The 18038-nt window shown below is 38.5% G+C and carries 22 protein-coding genes, 2 pseudogenes and 1 other annotated feature; of the genes and pseudogenes, 23 read left to right on the forward strand and 1 reads right to left on the reverse strand.

Translation table 11 applies throughout. The annotated features are described in order from the left end of the window. Positions 1 to 335: 335 nt before the first annotated feature. The 21 genes and pseudogenes from ACIPKN_RS02060 to ACIPKN_RS02160 all read left to right on the forward strand — a co-directional run bounded on the left by ACIPKN_RS02060 (position 336) and on the right by ACIPKN_RS02160 (position 15280). Positions 336 to 983: a hypothetical protein gene (locus ACIPKN_RS02060; protein WP_142509022.1), complete on the forward strand. Its 648-nt coding sequence runs from the start codon at positions 336 to 338 to the stop codon at positions 981 to 983. Positions 984 to 1082: 99 nt separating this feature from the next. Then, entirely contained in the window at positions 1083 to 1676 is a 594-nt protein-coding gene (locus ACIPKN_RS02065) for a Maf family protein (protein WP_400932922.1), read from the forward strand. 34 nt (positions 1677 to 1710) lie between these two features. Then, positions 1711 to 2232: pseudogene (radC, locus tag ACIPKN_RS02070) on the forward strand (RadC family protein); the annotation flags it as partial. 727 nt (positions 2233 to 2959) lie between these two features. Beyond that, a complete protein-coding gene (locus ACIPKN_RS02075) occupies positions 2960 to 3457 on the forward strand; it encodes a hypothetical protein (protein ID WP_400932924.1) in 498 nt (165 codons plus the stop codon). Positions 3458 to 3479: 22 nt separating this feature from the next. After that, complete coding sequence (locus ACIPKN_RS02080) at positions 3480 to 3857, forward strand: hypothetical protein (RefSeq protein ID WP_400932926.1); 378 nt, start codon at positions 3480 to 3482, stop codon at positions 3855 to 3857. A gap of 148 nt (positions 3858 to 4005) precedes the next feature. Beyond that, positions 4006 to 4152 (forward strand): annotated as a pseudogene (locus ACIPKN_RS02085) (JAB domain-containing protein); the annotation flags it as partial. A 606-nt stretch (positions 4153 to 4758) separates the two neighbouring features. Beyond that, positions 4759 to 5778: a rod shape-determining protein gene (locus tag ACIPKN_RS02090; RefSeq protein ID WP_132356994.1), complete on the forward strand. Its 1020-nt coding sequence runs from the start codon at positions 4759 to 4761 to the stop codon at positions 5776 to 5778. A 13-nt stretch (positions 5779 to 5791) separates the two neighbouring features. Then, positions 5792 to 6703 (forward strand): rod shape-determining protein MreC, encoded by a 912-nt coding sequence (gene mreC / locus ACIPKN_RS02095; protein ID WP_400932929.1) that lies wholly within the window; start codon positions 5792 to 5794, stop codon positions 6701 to 6703. Beyond that, positions 6703 to 7227 (forward strand): rod shape-determining protein MreD, encoded by a 525-nt coding sequence (gene mreD / locus ACIPKN_RS02100; RefSeq protein ID WP_142509018.1) that lies wholly within the window; start codon positions 6703 to 6705, stop codon positions 7225 to 7227. The genes mreC and mreD overlap by 1 nt, the downstream gene beginning before the upstream one ends. Positions 7228 to 7254: 27 nt before the next feature. Next, a complete protein-coding gene (gene minC / locus ACIPKN_RS02105; protein WP_400932932.1) occupies positions 7255 to 7923 on the forward strand; it encodes a septum site-determining protein MinC in 669 nt (222 codons plus the stop codon). Position 7924: 1 nt separating this feature from the next. Then, positions 7925 to 8722 (forward strand): septum site-determining protein MinD, encoded by a 798-nt coding sequence (gene minD, locus ACIPKN_RS02110; protein WP_400932934.1) that lies wholly within the window; start codon positions 7925 to 7927, stop codon positions 8720 to 8722. Positions 8723 to 8815: 93 nt separating this feature from the next. After that, the gene (locus tag ACIPKN_RS02115; RefSeq protein ID WP_400932936.1) at positions 8816 to 9370 is read left to right on the forward strand and encodes a peptidoglycan DD-metalloendopeptidase family protein; all 555 of its coding nucleotides are present in this window, start codon (positions 8816 to 8818) and stop codon (positions 9368 to 9370) included. Next, a complete protein-coding gene (locus tag ACIPKN_RS02120) occupies positions 9360 to 9971 on the forward strand; it encodes a zinc metalloprotease (protein WP_400932938.1) in 612 nt (203 codons plus the stop codon). Before ACIPKN_RS02115 ends, ACIPKN_RS02120 begins: the two co-directional genes overlap by 11 nt. 45 nt (positions 9972 to 10016) lie before the next feature. Beyond that, positions 10017 to 10092: a sequence feature (ribosomal protein L21 leader region), on the forward strand. A gap of 14 nt (positions 10093 to 10106) precedes the next feature. Next, positions 10107 to 10415: a 50S ribosomal protein L21 gene (gene rplU / locus ACIPKN_RS02125; protein ID WP_036124117.1), complete on the forward strand. Its 309-nt coding sequence runs from the start codon at positions 10107 to 10109 to the stop codon at positions 10413 to 10415. Positions 10416 to 10431: 16 nt separating this feature from the next. Continuing rightward, entirely contained in the window at positions 10432 to 10788 is a 357-nt protein-coding gene (locus ACIPKN_RS02130) for a ribosomal-processing cysteine protease Prp (protein WP_132356987.1), read from the forward strand. Beyond that, complete coding sequence (rpmA, locus tag ACIPKN_RS02135; RefSeq protein ID WP_132356986.1) at positions 10785 to 11084, forward strand: 50S ribosomal protein L27; 300 nt, start codon at positions 10785 to 10787, stop codon at positions 11082 to 11084. The genes ACIPKN_RS02130 and rpmA overlap by 4 nt, the downstream gene beginning before the upstream one ends. A gap of 138 nt (positions 11085 to 11222) precedes the next feature. Then, positions 11223 to 11750, forward strand: coding sequence for a Spo0B domain-containing protein (locus ACIPKN_RS02140; protein WP_400932941.1), 528 nt, complete (start codon positions 11223 to 11225; stop codon positions 11748 to 11750). A gap of 5 nt (positions 11751 to 11755) precedes the next feature. Further along, positions 11756 to 13045, forward strand: coding sequence for a GTPase ObgE (gene obgE, locus ACIPKN_RS02145; RefSeq protein ID WP_142509013.1), 1290 nt, complete (start codon positions 11756 to 11758; stop codon positions 13043 to 13045). 23 nt (positions 13046 to 13068) lie between these two features. Next, positions 13069 to 13524, forward strand: a complete 456-nt coding sequence (locus ACIPKN_RS02150) for an ACT domain-containing protein (RefSeq protein WP_053484814.1) — start codon at positions 13069 to 13071, stop codon at positions 13522 to 13524. Between the two features lie 466 nt (positions 13525 to 13990). Next, complete coding sequence (pheA, locus tag ACIPKN_RS02155; RefSeq protein WP_248716680.1) at positions 13991 to 14866, forward strand: prephenate dehydratase; 876 nt, start codon at positions 13991 to 13993, stop codon at positions 14864 to 14866. A 24-nt stretch (positions 14867 to 14890) separates the two neighbouring features. After that, positions 14891 to 15280 (forward strand): thiol-disulfide oxidoreductase DCC family protein, encoded by a 390-nt coding sequence (locus ACIPKN_RS02160; protein WP_400932944.1) that lies wholly within the window; start codon positions 14891 to 14893, stop codon positions 15278 to 15280. A 154-nt stretch (positions 15281 to 15434) separates the two neighbouring features. Here the strand turns inward: ACIPKN_RS02160 and ACIPKN_RS02165 are convergent, their stop codons facing one another. Further along, positions 15435 to 15968 (reverse strand): transcription repressor NadR, encoded by a 534-nt coding sequence (locus ACIPKN_RS02165; RefSeq protein WP_400932946.1) that lies wholly within the window; start codon positions 15966 to 15968, stop codon positions 15435 to 15437. Positions 15969 to 16108: 140 nt separating this feature from the next. Here ACIPKN_RS02165 and ACIPKN_RS02170 point away from each other — a divergent pair, with 140 nt between their 5' ends. Then, complete coding sequence (locus tag ACIPKN_RS02170; RefSeq protein WP_400932948.1) at positions 16109 to 17137, forward strand: LysM peptidoglycan-binding domain-containing protein; 1029 nt, start codon at positions 16109 to 16111, stop codon at positions 17135 to 17137. A gap of 70 nt (positions 17138 to 17207) precedes the next feature. Then, positions 17208 to 18005, forward strand: a complete 798-nt coding sequence (locus ACIPKN_RS02175; protein WP_400932951.1) for a phosphotransferase — start codon at positions 17208 to 17210, stop codon at positions 18003 to 18005. The last annotated feature ends 33 nt before the right edge of the window (positions 18006 to 18038 follow it).

An 18038-nucleotide genomic window follows, 5' to 3' on the forward strand; every position in this document is an offset into this window, starting at 1 on the left:
GAAAACGAATAAAAGCGCCCAGTCGGAACGGAACTCAACCATACGTTATGGTGATACTCTATTACTGTCTATTAACTCCTTTTTTTCTTGGAGCAAAATTAATCTTTGATAGAGGTACACATAATAGAGTAAAGAATCCACCTCTTTTTTTATAGTAAAACTTTCGTAGCAAAAATATTTAAATTTGAAGTGAAACATCGAAAATAACTATTAAATCAAAATATAGTAAATTCGCATTTACACATTCTTTTATACATATACTTATATATCAAATTGTAACAATACCGTCTTGTCTAAATTGACTTTGATATGTTAAAGAAAGAGGTGATGGTCGAATGAAAATTGTCAGTCATGTGATGAAAAAACAAGTATTTCGAGCGATGATTATTGGAGGAATAGTTGGACTTTTTGGTGTAGCCCTTTTTTTAGGTATTCTTCAAGCAAGTACTAAATTTTCTTTAAAAAATGATAACGCTGAAGTAGCCACTAAAAGTAATAATGGTAATTCATCAAAAGAAACAATTCCGACAGCAGGAGGAGCAACGAACGGACCCTTGTTTTTTGCAAGTCAAGCAGGGGTCTATTCAAATTATGAAAGTGCAAGCTCGTTTGTAGCTGAACATCCTTCATTAAAAGAAAGTGCCATTGTCGAGGTTGACGGAAAATTTTATGTTTGGACAAGTATGGTTACAGATGAAAGTCAGCTTGTCTTTTTAAAAGATCCTGCAACATTTAAAAAAGCATTTACTTTAAGCGGTGACAGTTGTAAGGAGGCAATGATTGCAGAACTTCCATCTGTGCTAGCTGACAAAAATGCAACAAAATTAAATTTTAAGGATAAATCGAAGGATTCTACGTTGCCTGCTGATTGGCAATCTATTGGAGCGGCAGCATCGTCTATTTCAACAGATATTAGCATCGTTCGCTTACAAGTTTTTGCCCATTACAAATCGAAAAATGCTTGTCTTCAAGTGAAATTTTAAGCACAAAAGATGGTGAAATAAGCATTATCTTGATATTTAGAAAATTTTCAAATCCAAAATTCTCCGTTATGATAACTAATAAGGAGGAATGGTCAGATAATGTTTAAAACAAATCACAAGCTAGTGCTAGCTTCAGCTTCACCACGACGAAAGGAATTGCTTGCTATGCTATCACTTCCATTTGACATAATAACTAGTGAAGTAGAAGAGACAAGCGTCCAGGCAACTACAATGCAAGATTATGTAAAAGGTGTAGCTCTATTAAAAACACGTGATGTGGCGAAAAAAGCCCCAAAAGCCACGATTATTGGAGCAGATACGATTGTTGTTTATGAGGATGAGTTACTCCATAAACCTAAAAATCGTGAGGAGGCGATTTCTCACTTATTGCGCTTATCAGGTAAGCGTCATGCGGTCATGACAGCTGTTGCCATTATTGAGCCTAACGGTAATGAAACTACATTCGTCGAAGAGACAAACGTTGTTTTTCATCATTTATCGCAAGAGCTCATCGAAGCATATGTAAATTCGGGAGATCCTTTCGATAAAGCAGGTGGTTATGGCATTCAAACTGCTGGAACCCTTCTAGTTAAACGAATTGAAGGAGATTATAACAATGTTGTCGGCTTACCACTTGCAGCGTTGTTTACGCAATTGATAGCACTCAATATTATCCAATTTGCGAAGGAGTGAGGCTTTTTTGCCAAATGATGTTTTACCAAGGACGATGATACGAGACGTTAATATAGAGGATCGACCACGCGAAAGACTACGGAGACAAGGAGCTATGAGTTTATCGAATCAGGAGCTGCTGGCGATTTTACTAAGAACAGGCACGAAAGAAGAATCTGTTCTTGTACTTGCAAATCGCGTTCTAAGCGTTTTTGAACGTTTACATCATTTGAAACATGCAACAATAGAAGAAATGGTTGCTATTAGAGGGATTGGTGAGGTCAAAGCCATTCAATTATTAGCGGCAATTGAACTCGGTAGACGTCTCGCACAGAAATATAACGATGAAAAATATACGATTCGTTCACCGGAAGATGCAGCTGCCTATTTAATGCCTGATATGACCTCACTGAATCAGGAGCATTTCGTAGTTCTTTTTCTAAACGTAAAAAATCAAATTATTCATAGACAGACGATTTTTATAGGCAGTCTAAATGCTTCAATCGTCCATCCTAGGGAGATTTATCGCGAAGCTGTAAAAAGATCTGCGGCTTCTATTATTTGTGCTCATAATCATCGTGCGACACGTTCGTAACTAAAAAGGTTGCGCACGCTGTCTTATAGTCAAATGGCTAGAAGAGAGTCGTGAACTCTTCACTTGATAGGTGGAATGAGAGGGTAACGCCTTGAAACGCCTACTCTAATACTCCGACATGCGGTGTTTAAGTGTGTAGAAGAACACCGTATGAAGCTCGGTGAAGTCGGCTGAACGCTACCGTAGTACTAGAAATTTTAGTAACCGAAATGCACCTAGAGGTAGGGGCTGTAGCGGATAGGTCGGGAGTCGCTAAAAACCTAATATGGTAAGAATGTGGTACAACACTGACGAACTAGCGAATGTACTATCTGTGAGTGGCGAGCACTTAGAAATGAGTGGGCTTGTTGAAAGAGACAAGCGCGTTCCATGGGCGAGTAAGTATGGTGGTTTCGAAAGCTCCATGCACCGTTATAGGCGGTGGAGAGGACGCCAGGTAAGAGCTAGCACCTAAGTTAGGACATGGATAGAGTGAAGGGAACGTGGAAAGCTACCAACATGGAGCGGACACACGTAATGAAGTGGTGGAAAGTAAAAGAGGCTTCTCTATAACTTTCTTTTATGGTAGTGAGAGTAGAGGCATGAGCGTTGAAGTTTCTGTAATGGAAATGGAGCGATAGCCTCAAGTCGTTTGTTTACGTGATTTTAACTCAAACCTTCAAGGATTCTCGTATGACTAAAAAGGTCACGAGCCAACAAATGGAGCGTGATGCACCTTGAGCGAAAACTTCAAAAAGATTCATCTAGAATGAAAAACACGAGACTTCGCCATGCCGAATATTATGGCATGACTGAAACATTTAAGAAATTTGTTTGTCAATCGCACATCACGGAAAAGGCGAGAAAGCGTATTAAAGACCAATTGAAAAATCAAATCAATGCCATCCAACGAGCACCTAATGGGACAGAACTTATAAAGCAACTTCAAATCTACAACAGTATGGTCATTGGTATTCATAATTACTATCAAATCGCCACGCAAGTCAATGCGAGTTTGATGCCGATTCAATATCAATTGACACAAGTAGAGCGACACCGCTTTAAATATTTGTCCTTAAAGAAACACTCAAAAGGATACCGTATTACTGATAAAGGCATTCGACCGTACTTAAAGTCAGAAATGACGAGGTATATCAATGATTACCCCATTATTCCCATTGGCTTTATTCGAACCAGAACGGCATTGATGCCGAAATGGTGTTTGTAAATTTACCCCTGAAGGTCGTGCATTGATTCACCAAAATCAACACAGTGTACCTGAATGGCAGCTTCAATGGTTACGGGAACACCCCATCACAAATGAACGTGCAACCATTGAATTAAATGATAACCGTATATCCCTATTTGTCGCACAAAATGGGAAATGTGCTGTCATGGGTGATGAATTAATTTTAACCGAAATGGATTGTCATCATAAAACATTATGGTATGAAACGAAGGATGACCGATATGTGAACTTAGTTTTGTTATCAAGAGATGTACACAGACTCATTCATGCGACATCCGACGAAACCATTCGAAAATATACAGATTTAATAAAGCCAAATGACGAACAACGAAACAAAATCAATCAATTAAGAAAAATGGTTGGAAACGAAGCAATTTAACACGTAAGGAATAATGACCGAATCGTGGTTTGAGAAAAATGAAAGAATGTAATGAACGATGGAACGCCGTGTGCGATGAAAGTTGCATGCACGGTGTGGAGCAGGGGAAAAGGTGGCGATAATTTCAAAGCCTTACCTATTGCTATCTAGCGGTGTTCCAACACCTAGTGATGAGGATATTGAAGTAACGAGAAGAATTTTAGAGGCTGGTTATATTATAGGCATAGAATTAATTGATCATCTTATCATCGGTGATCATCAGTTCATTAGTTTGAAAGAAAAAGGATATTTTTAACTTCTTTTTGCGGGTGTCAAACATCCGCTGAAAGAAGTTCAAGCCTCCGGAGGATGTCACGCAATTATGCCGGGGCATAATTGAACTCTGCAATGTATTTTGCAGAGTTTTTATATTTCCTTAAATTGGATAAAATAATCAAATCGCTTTATTATTTTAAAAATAAATATTTTGTAATATTTTGCGGAAAACTAAAAATATTAGCGAACCTTTTCTGATAGAAAACGTTACTGTATTCGTAGAAATGTCTATAATATTCACAAAAATTGGTAACCTATTACACGTTGTCTTACAAGAATAAAAATTATATGCTAATCTATACATACTATTTTTGTTTGGGTGGGAATTAAAATAGTATCTTTTCCGCGAGAAGAGGTATGTGGCACTACAAATTCTTGCGTTTTTCCGTTATAATGAACGGTATGATTTTATTTTTATTCAGAAAAAGACTCTCACTCCAACAGGTGTGAGATAAATGAGTGTGTGTAGTTTTTTTCAGTAGGTGTCTAACACTGGGTGAATGAAGATAGAGACTCGGGAGGAAATACGCCTGGGTGCAGTTGATGTCAACGAAAGTATGGCTTAAATAGAAAGGGAGTACACAAATTGTTTGGATTAGGAAGTAAAGATGTCGGGATTGACCTTGGCACAGCGAATACATTAGTGTTTATTAAAGGGAAGGGAATCGTTTTACGCGAACCTTCAGTTGTAGCGAAAAATACAAAAACGGGAGATATTGTTGCAGTTGGTAATGATGCGAAAAATATGATTGGTCGTACACCTGGGTCAATCGTAGCAATCCGTCCTATGAAAGATGGCGTTATTGCTGATTTTGATATTACTACAGCAATGATAGAATACTATTTAAAAGAAGCTTGTAAAAATTCTGGTGGCAATTGGAAAAAACCGAATGTTATGATTTGTGTGCCTTACGGTATTACATCGGTTGAACAACGTGCGGTTATTGATGCTGCTCGCCAAGCAGGTGCTAAAGAAGCATTTACAATTGAAGAGCCATTTGCAGCGGCAATCGGTTCGAACTTACCAGTATGGGATCCAACAGGGTCAATGGTCGTTGATATCGGTGGTGGTACAACAGAGGTAGCGGTTATTTCATTAGGTGGTATTGTAACAAGTGAATCCGTGCGTGTTGGCGGGGATGCAATGGACCAATCTATCATTTCGTATATTCGTAAATCATATAACTTAACAATTGGTGAACGTACTGCGGAAGCAGTAAAAATGGAAATTGGTACAGCATTGGCTGAGGGCCCAGAAGAAAGAATGGAAATTAGAGGACGCGACCTTTTAACAGGTTTACCAAAAACGATCGAAATTTCTTCACAGGAGATTTCTGAATCTTTACGTGAGGCGGTAGCATCTATTATTGATGGTGTTCGAAAAACCCTTGAACAAACACCTCCTGAATTATCTGCAGACGTAATGGAACGCGGAATTGTACTAACAGGTGGTGGTGCGCTATTAACGAATTTAGACAAAGTTATTAGCCAAGAAACTAATATGCCAGTATTTATCGCAGAAGATCCACTGGACTGTGTTGCTATTGGTACAGGTAAAGCTCTAGAACATATTGATTTAATTCGTCAACAACAAGTTAAAGGGTAAGGAGGTTTAGGCAATGCCACATTTTTTTTTCAATAAGAAATTAATTTTGCTGCTCGTAGGCATGGTTTTTCTTGTGGCATTGATTAGCTTCTCATTACGTGAACGGACGAATGCAACTTTACCAGAGCAAATTATTAAAGACACTGTCGGCGTCGCACAATCTGTTGTTGCGAAGCCGGCGAATTATATTACTGGTGTTTTTAATAGTATTGATTCCCTCTTAAACACGTACGAAGAAAATAAACGTTTAAAAGCACGCTTAGATGAATTTGCAGCCGTACAAGCTGAGGCATCGGACTTGAAATCTGATATTAAAAAGTTTCAAGAGCTTACGGACAAATCGGAAAGTTTAAAAGCTTATGATCCGATTCATGCCACAGTTATTGCTAGAAATCCTGACCAGTGGGAAGAAAAGATTATTTTAGATAAAGGATCTTCACACGGTGTAGAAAAAAATATGGCAGTTATGACAGCAAAAGGGTTAGTCGGTAAAGTTACTTTAGTGACACCTTTCACCTCTGAGGTAGAGCTTTTATATACAAATAATCCAAACTATCGTGTTTCGGCGATGGTTCAAGGAGATAAACAAGCATACGGTTTAATCGAGGGCTATGATAAAGAGCGTAATGAACTCATCATGAAGCGAATCGATTCAAGTTTAACAGTTAAAAAGGGTCAGCAAGTTGTTTCATCAGGACTTGGCGGTATTTTCCCTAAAAATGTGCCAATCGGAGAAATAACTGAAGTAAGTACAGATGATTTTGGCTTAACAAAAATGGCCTATGTTAAACCAGCTGCTGATTTTTCAATTTTAGACTATGTTGTTATTGCTAAACGTTCCGCTACTGTAATAGATGGATCTGATGGTAATACATCGAACAAGGATTTAACACATCCACAAAAGGGTAAAGAGGAGGCGGAATAATGGTTCGGTTTCTCATCCCCTCTGTGGCAGTTTTACTATTTTTGGTAGAACCGGAGTTTGCTATGTTTTCACCGATTGAAGTGAAAGGGCAAATCTTTTATTTAGTTCCGAGATTTTTAATCTTATATTTAATATTTATATCCATCTATTATAGCCGTCAGCGAGCGGTAATGTATGGACTTTTTTTTGGTGTCTTGTATGATGTGTTTTACATTGATATTATTGGATTATATTCAGTACTGTTTCCGCTTATTTGTTTTTTAGCAGGGTCTATTGTGAAAGTTATTCATCAGCACTTAGTTGTGACAACGACGATTTCAGTTGTTTTAGTAGCAATTTTAGAATTTATACTCTATCAATTCTTCTATCTTATTGACTTTACAACGATCCCATTATCGGAATTTTTACGTTCACGACTGCTGCCAACGATCATTGCAAATGCACTGTTTTTAATGATTCTTGGTTGGGCCTTCAAGTATCTAATTAATGCGCGTGTCTTGCAGAGAGCACGTGAAGTTTCTTAATAAAGAACAACGTGGGGTGAGGCATTCATGAAAAAACAGTTAGTTAATATGAAGGGGACAAAGGATGGATTTGTTCTTCGTTTAGACGATCAATGTTCGTATGTCGATTTAGTAGAAGAGCTTAAAAAGAAAGTGTCAGAAAGCGGTATCGATAGTAAAGTAGATGTACAATTATATTTGGGCTATCGATACTGTTCTGCTGAACAAATCAAAGAGCTTATTAAAATTGTTCAGGAAACTGAGCAATTAATTGTTTCAAAGGTGCAAAGTGAAGTACTGACTGTCCATGAGAGCAACCAGAAAAGGATTGAAAGTCAACAAGATACATATATTGGTGTGGTCAGATCGGGTCAAGTTCTGCGTTCGTCAGGAGATATTATTATCGTAGGGAATGTCAATCCGAACGGACGTGTAGAAGCGGGTGGCAATGTGTATGTCCTAGGTAAACTCAAGGGCATTGCGCATGCTGGTGTTCATGGTAATAAGGAGGCAATCATTGCAGCATCTCTTTTTGAAGCCACACATATTATGATTGCTGATCAGGTTCAGGTGATGTCGGACGAACATGTAAAAGCAATTAAACATGAAGAGATGACTTGTGCATTTATTGGCTTGGATGGACGCATTACGTACGATCAAATTCACTCGTTAAAAAATATTCGACCATTATTAAATGTGTCTAAGGGAGGTAGCTAGTGTGGGAGAAGCGATCGTCATAACTTCAGGTAAAGGCGGTGTCGGAAAAACAACGACAACAGCTAACCTGGGGACTGCATTGGCTCTACAAGGTAAGAAAGTATGTTTAGTAGATACCGATATTGGACTTCGTAATTTGGACGTAATTTTAGGTCTTGAGAATCGGATTATTTATGATTTAGTAGACGTTGTTGAAGGGCGCTGTAAGATTCATCAAGCGTTAATTAAAGATAAACGTGTAGATGAGAAACTATTTTTATTACCTGCTGCTCAAACAACAGATAAAAATGCTGTTAAACCTGAGCAGATGAAGAGGTTAGTAGAAGAATTAAAAAGAGACTATGACTATGTTTTAATAGACTGTCCAGCGGGCATTGAACAAGGCTATCGCAATGCTGTTGCTGGTGCAGATCATGCAATTGTTGTAACAACACCAGAAATCTCTGCCGTTCGTGATGCAGATCGAATTATTGGCTTGCTCGAACAGGAAGAAATTACTGCACCTAAACTAATTATTAACCGCATTCGCCAGCATATGATGAAAAGCGGTGATACGTTGGATGTTAATGAAATTACAACACATTTGTCTATCGATTTATTAGGGATCATCGTAGATAATGAAGGGGTTATTTCATCATCCAATAAAGGTGAACCAGTAGTAATGGATCCTACTAATAAAGCATCTCTAGGCTATCGTAATATTGCCCGTCGAATACTTGGCGAATCTGTGCCACTTATGGCCATTGAAGATGAAAATAGAGGTGTATTTTCAAAACTAAAAGCGTTATTTTCTAAATAATCATCAGCCTTTTCGTGCATTTGTACGAGAAGGTTTTTTTCTTGTGCATGAATGGACATGCAATCTCATATAGTGTGAAAAAAGGATGAGGGCTTGTTTAAAAAATGGAAATGGTTGGTCACAATAATGCTTGTGGCCGCAATTATACTTGTAATACGTTTAGAGGATCAAGGTGTATTGGAAACACCTGTGAGGAAACTTGTTACAACATCAGCGGATTTAACCTACTTAAGTGAGCTCGGACAAAGCTGGCTAAATAAAGAGGATACAACAATTTTAGTTTCGAGTGATGTTGGGCAAACTGAACTATTATCATTTGCCAATGCGCAAGTTTTTAAGGAAGGTTTTTTATTGCAATATGACATGGGCCTACCGGTTTATGCTGGAAAGAATGGACTTGTCGTTTTTACAGGGCATACAAAGTATACCGGTAAGACAATGACAATAAGCTATGGTGATGGTACAACAGTATCCTATGGTATGCTGGATAGTTTAGCACAACTTCCATATACAACGGTGCAGGCAAACGATTTAATCGGCATGAAAGAGGCGGGACAACTCTATATTTCGATTGAAAAAGATAAGACACAATATAGCTTAGAGCAGATTGTACAGTGGCTTGAAACAGCGGCGTCCAATGAAAATTAAACTACATCTTCTATGCATCCCTCTCGTATTTTTAATGATTTTTACTGGCCAAATCGCTTATTACGCCATTATTTTATCTTCGTTATTATGGCATGAAGCTGGTCATTTGTTAACGGCAATGTTTTGTGGCGTAAAAGTAAAATCATGCGTTATTACACCTTACGGAGGGGAAATAGAATTTGAAAATCCAGCGGTTGTGCCTGCAACGTCACTCCTTTGGATTGCCTTAGGGGGACCAATCGCTACAATATTAGGGATTGGCCTCGCTTTTTTTATGCCAGAACTGCTTGCTACTAAACTTATTAATGTGCAACTTGTGCTATTAGCAATCAATGTTTTACCGATTATTCCGTTAGACGGTGGTAGAATATTTTTAGCATGCTTATTTTTATTCAATCCAAGTGTTCGTGCATTTGAATATTACTACTGGTTTTCTCTTTTAATTGCCTTTATACTATTCATGGTAACTTTATGTTACCTTCCACAATCTATTTTTTTAGCAATTTTATGTTTATTTATATGGCTTCAAGTGTTTAAGGAATGGAATTATCGAAAATATCGTTTAGCATTCGAGAAATATGTAATGAATAGATTGACTTAAAAAAAATCTTGTGGTAATATTTTAATGTTATTGTTTGTAGCACCTGTGCTACTGCAACCGCACTGGAAAGGTTTAAGTATCGTAGGATCACCTTTATAAACAGGCGAGTCTGAGTCTAAGAGGAGGTGCAGTAAAATGTACGCAATTATTGAAACTGGTGGTAAACAAATCAAAGTAGAAGCTGGTCAAGAAATCTATGTTGAAAAATTAGGTGTAGAAGCTGACGAGGTTGTAACTTTCGATAAAGTTTTATTCGTTGGTGGCGAAAACGTTAAAGTTGGAGCTCCATTCGTAGAAGGCGCTACTGTAACAGCTAAAGTTGTTAAAGAAGGCCGTGCGAAAAAAATCGTTGTTTTCAAATTGAAAGCTAAAAAGAACTACCGTCGTAAACAAGGTCACCGTCAACCTTACACAAAATTAGTTGTTGAAGCTATCAACGCTTAATTGTGAGGTGTAGCGAATGATACAAGTTACGATTCATCACGATGAAAATAGACATGTGTCAGCATTTGAATTTTCAGGACATGCAGAATACGATGAATCTGGTAAGGATTTAGTATGTGCTGGGGCATCTACAATTGCCATTGGTACAGTAAATGCTATTTATGCACTATTACAATTACAGCCAGAAATCGAACAAGCTGCTGAAGGTGGAGGTTATCTTAAGGTAAACTTACCGTCAGAATTAGAGCCTGAGATTGATGCGAAACTACAGTTAATTGTCCAAGTAATGACTGCCCAAGTGTATTCGATGGTGCAAAATTACGGACAATACATCCAAATCAACTACAACCAAGTAGGAGGTGGAACGGAATGAAATTATTATTAACTTTAGACTTACAATTTTTCGCATCGAAAAAAGGTGTAGGTTCTACTAAAAACGGACGTGACTCTGAGTCAAAACGCCTTGGTGCTAAACGTGCTGATGGCCAATTCGTAACTGGTGGTTCAATTCTTTACCGTCAACGCGGTACAAAAATTTACCCAGGTACAAACGTAGGTCGTGGTGGTGACGATACACTATTTGCTAAAGTTGACGGCGTTGTTAAATTCGAACGCTTAGGTCGCGATCGCAAACAAGTATCTGTATACCCAGCATCACAAGAAGCTTAATCTTTTAAAAAGATAACATAAAGCGGAGGACTGCATTTATTGCAGTCCTTTTTTTGGCTAAATTTCAATGAAGAATTAAGGGAAAAATACAGCAAAACTTGTTATACTAGTAAGGATAACTTTATTGGAGTGAATGGGATGAACAATCAATCACTAACCATTAGTGAAGTATTACGTTTTGCAAATCATGATTATGTGAATCAGCTTCAGCTTATTCGCATGAATTTAGATTTAGGTAGAATTGATGAATCAAAAAAACTTATTAAAGAGTATTCAGAGCAATTACAAGTATTTTCTATCCTTAATCGTCTACAATTACCCCAAACAATAGAATGGCTGCAAACAGCAGGCTGGCGCTACCCTTCATTACCAATGAAGTTAAGCGGTGAGATAAAAAAGCCTGTCACAAATACTATTGATTTGGAAGTTGTAGATTACTTAAACAAAACAGTTATGCATGTTTATGATACATTAGATCCATTTACAGAGCAGAGCTTTGTGCTCGATGTACGTGTTGACGATCATACATTTGCCGTGACATTCACGTTAAATGGGCTATGGAGTGCTGAAGCATTCACCGAAAAAGGTTTGAAACAATTCGACATTCAAACAGTGGAAGAGACAAATACGTCTTGGATATATGTATTGAGTGCAAGTAGGGAGTGAATTAAATGTTTGTCGATCACGTCAAGATTTATGTAAAAGGTGGCGACGGTGGGGATGGAATGGTAGCCTTCCGTCGTGAAAAATTTGTACCGAATGGTGGTCCCGCTGGTGGCGATGGAGGTCACGGTGGGAATGTTGTATTTCAAGTTGAAGAGGGTCTGCGTACGTTAATGGATTTCCGCTACAAACGCCACTTCAAGGCTGACCGTGGTGAGCATGGTATGAGTAAAGGAATGCATGGTAAACGTGCAGACGATTTAATCGTTAAAGTGCCACCAGGTACAGTCGTAATGAACGAAGAAACAGGCGTTGTTATTGCGGATTTAGTCGAGCATGGTCAACAAGCGATTATCGCAAAAGCTGGTCGCGGTGGCCGCGGGAATTCCCGCTTTGCAACACCAGCCAATCCTGCTCCAGAACTTTCTGAAAAAGGTGAGCCAGGACAAGAATTAAATGTTATATTAGAGTTGAAAGTACTAGCAGATGTAGGATTAGTTGGCTTCCCAAGTGTAGGTAAATCAACATTATTATCTGTTGTTTCTGCGGCAAAGCCAAAAATAGGTGCTTATCATTTCACTACAATCGTACCGAACTTAGGAATGGTTGAAACAGATGATCATCGTAGCTTTGCAATGGCCGATTTACCAGGTTTAATCGAAGGTGCGCACGAAGGTGTTGGTCTAGGTCACCAATTCCTCCGTCATATTGAACGTACACGTGTTATCGTACATGTAATTGATATGTCGGGTATGGAAGGGCGCGATCCTTATGAAGATTACTTAACAATCAATGATGAGCTAAAACAATATAATCTTCGTTTAACAGAACGTCCACAAATTATTGTGGCAAATAAAATGGACATGCCAAATGCAGAGGAAAACTTAGAAATTTTCCGTGAAAAAGTGGGAGAAGATACGAAAATCTTCCCAGTATCAGCGGTTTCTCGCCAAGGTTTAAAGCCGGTATTATTTGAAATTGCCGACTTACTGGAAGTGACTCCTGAATTCCCATTATTCGACGATCTAGATGAAGAATCAGATGCAACGGTACTTTACAAACACCAATCTGAAGCAGATTCAATCGAAATCTCTCGTGATCCTGATGGTACATTCATTCTTGGTGGATATGCGATTGAGCGTATCTTCAAAATGACAGACTTCAGCCGCGAGGACGGTGTACGTCGTTTTGCACGTCAATTACGTGGTATGGGCGTCGATGAAGCATTACGTGAACGTGGTGCACAAAATGGAGATATTGTACGCTTATTGGAATTCGAATTTGAATTTGTCGACTAAGAATAGGTTTTAGGGGGAAGCGTATGAAGAATGTTGCGAATCAGCGATATTATTTAGTTCGTGAAGATGTTTTAACGGATGCTATGCAAAAAACTTTGGAGGCGAAACACTTACTTTCAAGTGGTTCGGTATCTTCCATTTGGGATGCGGTAAAGCAGGTGGATTTATCGCGTAGTGCGTTTTACAAATATCGTGATGCTGTATTTCCTTTTCACTCAATTGTGCAGGAACGCATTTTAACAGTCTTTTTACAGCTTCAGGACCGTAAAGGAACACTTGCAAAGCTTTTAGAAACAGTGACAATTACACATTGTAATGTACTGACTATTCATCAAACAATACCGATTCAAGGACGTGCTAATGTTACATTGTCATTAGATGTAACTAGTATGACATGTGAACTTGATGATTTAATACAGCAACTCAAACGTTTAGATTTTGTAGAGTCAGCGGAAGTAATTAGTTCTGGTGCGCTGTAACTGAAGGCAAGCTTGAATTTTTGACAGAATGTAAGTAAACTCAAAAGGAGCAGTCCCATGTGGTGTAGTGATATCGCTTCATGGGACAGCTCCTTATTCTATGCTAAGAGCATATAGGAAAGCTTCACATTCTGTCTCAATCTAACATTTGATGGAGAAATATAAAGTGGTTTTTATAGATTTAAAATTCCGAATTTTTCATTAGTTAAATTTAAGAAGCTCATTATCAAGAAGTTGAGGATACTATTTGATAGAACGTTGTCATGTATATAAGTTGATTTCTGTTCCGACTGTGCGACTCCTTGGGGATCAGCGTCACAGATGAGATTCTGGAGCGAGCAAAGCGGCTCATCGGACGCCCTAAGGAAAGGACGCAGTTGGAACGGAAAACAATGCCACGTCATGGTGATGAGCCACTTTAATATAAAATCAAAAGCTACAAGTTGTAGTGAAGGAGGTAAATGTAATGACAGAACAACAATGGGAAAAACGAATTGGCTATTTAGGACCAGAAGCATCATTTACATACTTAGCAACAAAGGCAACTTTTCCGAATGAGTGGCTTGTCCCTTGTTCTACAATTCCAGAATGTATAGAGGCAGTAGCTGAGGGGAAGGTAGATTTAGCGGTTGTACCACTAGAAAATGCTTTAGAAGGATCTGTATCGCTAACGCTTGATTATTTATTCCATGAGGCGACCCTATATGTTACAGGTGAGCTTCTATTAAAAATACAGCAGCATTTAATGGTCAATAAAGCGCAAAAGGACAATTGGGAATCGATTACAGGTGTTTATTCACATCCACATGCTTTAGCCCAATGTCATAAATACTTATTTTATCGTTTCAGCCATGTTCCGTTACATCAAACGACATCTACAGCAGCAGCTGCAAAATTTGTATCTGAAAATCCAAACGAGTGCATTGCGGCAGTTGGAAATGCAGCGGCAGCAGTTAAATATGGCTTAGAAATCGTTCAACCTGATATTCATGATTTCCATTTTAACCATACACGCTTCTTCGTATTATCAAAGCAAAATAGACGATTGCCACAAGAATTATCTGATGGACAGGCGAAGACAACTTTCATGATTACATTGCCAACGGACCGTTCAGGAGCATTACATCAAGTATTATCAGTATTTGCATGGCGACAATTAAATTTAAGTAAAATCGAATCACGACCATTAAAAACAGGCTTAGGTGATTATTTCTTTATGATTGATGTATTAGCAGATGAAAAGGAGCCTATGATGCGTGGAGCTATGGAAGAACTAGCTGCACTTGGTTGCAAGGTGAAGTCACTTGGTACATACTTTACTTATCTAACATCGGACGAGTAATAAAAGTGGCTAGGAGGGATCATTGTGGGAGGCATTATTTTGTTTGACGGAGTGTGCAATTTTTGTGATAGTAGTGTGCAATTTATTATCAAATATGATCAGGCAGAGTATTTTCAATTTGCGTCCATCCAAAGTGAAGCTGGGCAGGCATTACTTGCACAATATAAAGTACCAGAAAATATTGATAGTGTCATATTAATTGAACAGGGAAAGGTATATTTTGAATCCACAGCAGCACTTAAAATCTGTAGGAGATTAGATAGTTTTTGGCCTGTTAATTATATTTTCATCATAATTCCTCCATCTATACGAAATAAAATGTATCGATTATTTGCCAAAAATAGATATCGTCTTTTTGGACGAAAAGAAGTATGTTTATTGCCGACATCTTCACAACGAAAAAGATTTCTCTAACTTTGAAGCTATCCAAGTAAAGTGGATAGCTCTTTTTGTTGAAATCGCAATAGTAAGTTCAATATAAATATTAAATGAGCGTTCATGTAAACCATTTAAATTCAATAAGCTGCTAGTCTTTGTGAAAGCCAGCAGCTAAGGAAAGTTTGTTAAATTATTGATCTACAACTAAATAGCCCTTTTTTTGTAAAGTAAGTTCAATTAAATCTAAAATGTCAACAGAAGGAGCAGAAATAACATGAAGATGTGTACCACCTGTTAGTTCGGATAAATAACTTGCCTGTGTTTCATTGACGCGCTGAATAAATTGTTTTACCTCATGACGGTTAGAAACCAAAATGGATGCGGTAATTTCCCCATAAATTGGGTGTTCAACAATAACGTTTTTTACTGTACCACCGCAATCAACTATTGTTATAAGTTCATCTTCTGCATCCTCAGCAGTGTGGAAGCAAGGAATTGTACGTTCAACAGTTTGCTGTAATTGTTCTTGATGCATATAAAGATATCCTTGGCTAGTTGCAATAATAGGTTCATTTCTAGCCTTTAATAATGTCATATCATTGACAATGACTTGTCTAGAAACATTAGCGAATTTAGCTAGGTCCGTCCCTGTTATAGGTGCTGCGCTTTTTTTTAGTTGTGCTAGGAGTTGCAGTCGGCGTTCTTCGCCTAACATTTTTTTCATAAGAGATCACCTCTGCTTGTAATAAAGGAAGCAGTTTTCCTTAAAACTAGTGTACCATGAAGCATTTCCAACTGCGTGAAATTTTTGTATCCAAATGAAACATTGAACATATGATACGAAGAGAGGAAGGGAGGAAAAAATTGCGTATTCATATTGTCCAAAAGGGAGACACATTGTGGAAGATTGCGAAAGAGTACGGAGTTTCGTTTGAAGATTTAAAGCGGCTGAATGCCCATCTTGCTAATCCAGATTATATTGTACCGGGCATGGAAATTATCCTACCTGAAAAAATACACAAAGAACCACATAGAGAACATCATCGAGAAACAGATTGGGGAATGCATAGAGAAGGACATAGAGAGGGGGGACATAGAGATGGCCATAGAGAAGGCCAAGGCCATAGAGAACCCCATAAAGAGGGGCATAAGGAGCACATGCACAAGGAGTCACCTACAAGGCACGTTAAAGAAAAAGAGGTGCAAAGACCAACGCCACCACCAATTATTGTACCACCACCACCAATGCCAGAACCACAGATGATTCCAATTCCTTATCCAATGCCAATGCCGATGCCTCAGCCAGCGCCTGTTGAACTTAGCTGGAATCAAAACGTTGTCATGCCAAGTGTAGAGCAAACTGTATCTCCAATTCAAATTCAACCACAGCCCGTAGCCCAACCGGAGGCGCCACCACCAGCACCAATGCCGCAACCGATTTTTATCATGCCGCAAATGCCAGCGGTACCACATTGTGCAAGCTGCCATCAGCCAGTGCATCATCATATGTATTGGCCGATGCCAATGCAAATGCCGATGCAAATGCCTATGGAACCGCAAGTTGAGGCGTATACAATGCCAGAGCAACCATCATGTGAAATGGGATGCGAAAAAGTTGCTGGGGTGGGAGAATTCTTAGAATCTAGTACATCTCCATTCTTCCCTATGAGCCCTGAATATCAGCAAATGCCGGAAATGGAACAGCCATGTGGTTGTCATGCACAACCAGTCATGATGCCGACGTGGCAAATGGACCCATGTTACTGTCCACCGCCATGTCCACCACCATGCCCAATGCCATGTCCATCACATTGCCATATGCCACATGCTTCGGTAGGACCATGGATGTCACCGCATTTTTCTCCAGGCGGGATGACGCCTTATCGATGGTGAAAAAGCGTATATCATTGAAGAAGTAAAACCTAATATTTGGAAGTATAAATATCAATCCAAAAATTATTTTGTGAAACGAGCAAAGCAGATAGAAATAGCGGAAAAGGTAAGGGTTATACATCGACGACTTGGACATCTGGAGCCTTCGCTAATCTTACCTTTAATGAAAAGTGAAGATGAGTATTTAATCGTGCAAGATTGGCAAGAAGGAAGTCATAGTGCTAATTTTGCACATAAAAAGGATCGGAAGGAATCACTAAAGCTCTTAAATACATTACATGATACACATAAAAAAATTGCTTGGCAGCGGGTGCCAGGTTTGCACACCTATTCACAGCTTTTAAAATGGCAAATGCGTCATATGCGTTTTAAAAGCAGACGGAATGAATTTCGTGCATTTTTAACAAAAGAAGAAATCAATCAAATTTTACATTATAGTGAGAAATCGTTACAGCTAATCGCTCAGGAAGATGTAGCTGAAAAAGAAACAACGCTTTTACATGGAGATGTCGTCCATCATAATTTTTTATGGTGCTCAGATGGGGAATTACGTTTAATTGATTTTGATTTGGCTTACCTTGGGGAAGCTGATGATGAATACATTTTATGGTTACATCGTGTATTACCTGCCGTAGATTATGACCTTGGTAAAATATTTGCTGAGCTACCAGAGTTGAAACGATTAGATAAAAAAAAGCTACATCGTTTAAAATATCCAAATGAGCTATTACGTGAATGGCTTTTTGCAGTGGATTTACCATTAAATCAACAACTGGTATTTTTAGATTATTTAGTGCCATTTACAAAACGGGCCCTCACATATTGGCCAAAATTGTGGTACGATATTGATAAAATGATAAAGAAATGACCGTCTTTTGGCGGTCATTTTTGTTATGTGAAC

The organism is Lysinibacillus sp. NPDC086135, from assembly GCF_044746345.1.
In the GTDB taxonomy this organism is placed as follows: Bacteria; Bacillota; Bacilli; order Bacillales_A; family Planococcaceae; genus Lysinibacillus.

Excerpts from the sequence above, each read along its gene's own strand:
- rplU (WP_036124117.1), top strand. The coding sequence starts at position 10,107 with ATGTACGCAATTATTGAAACTGGTGGTAAACAAATCAAAGTAGAAGCT.
- mreD (WP_142509018.1), top strand. The coding sequence starts at position 6,703 with ATGGTTCGGTTTCTCATCCCCTCTGTGGCAGTTTTACTATTTTTGGTA.
- ACIPKN_RS02075 (WP_400932924.1), top strand. The coding sequence starts at position 2,960 with ATGCACCTTGAGCGAAAACTTCAAAAAGATTCATCTAGAATGAAAAAC.
- ACIPKN_RS02060 (WP_142509022.1), top strand. The coding sequence starts at position 336 with ATGAAAATTGTCAGTCATGTGATGAAAAAACAAGTATTTCGAGCGATG.
- ACIPKN_RS02150 (WP_053484814.1), top strand. The coding sequence starts at position 13,069 with ATGAAGAATGTTGCGAATCAGCGATATTATTTAGTTCGTGAAGATGTT.
- ACIPKN_RS02165 (WP_400932946.1), bottom strand. The coding sequence starts at position 15,968 with ATGAAAAAAATGTTAGGCGAAGAACGCCGACTGCAACTCCTAGCACAA.
- ACIPKN_RS02120 (WP_400932938.1), top strand. The coding sequence starts at position 9,360 with ATGAAAATTAAACTACATCTTCTATGCATCCCTCTCGTATTTTTAATG.
- mreC (WP_400932929.1), top strand. The coding sequence starts at position 5,792 with ATGCCACATTTTTTTTTCAATAAGAAATTAATTTTGCTGCTCGTAGGC.
- pheA (WP_248716680.1), top strand. The coding sequence starts at position 13,991 with ATGACAGAACAACAATGGGAAAAACGAATTGGCTATTTAGGACCAGAA.
- minC (WP_400932932.1), top strand. The coding sequence starts at position 7,255 with ATGAAAAAACAGTTAGTTAATATGAAGGGGACAAAGGATGGATTTGTT.
- ACIPKN_RS02140 (WP_400932941.1), top strand. The coding sequence starts at position 11,223 with ATGAACAATCAATCACTAACCATTAGTGAAGTATTACGTTTTGCAAAT.
- obgE (WP_142509013.1), top strand. The coding sequence starts at position 11,756 with ATGTTTGTCGATCACGTCAAGATTTATGTAAAAGGTGGCGACGGTGGG.
- rpmA (WP_132356986.1), top strand. The coding sequence starts at position 10,785 with ATGAAATTATTATTAACTTTAGACTTACAATTTTTCGCATCGAAAAAA.
- ACIPKN_RS02130 (WP_132356987.1), top strand. The coding sequence starts at position 10,432 with ATGATACAAGTTACGATTCATCACGATGAAAATAGACATGTGTCAGCA.
- ACIPKN_RS02065 (WP_400932922.1), top strand. The coding sequence starts at position 1,083 with ATGTTTAAAACAAATCACAAGCTAGTGCTAGCTTCAGCTTCACCACGA.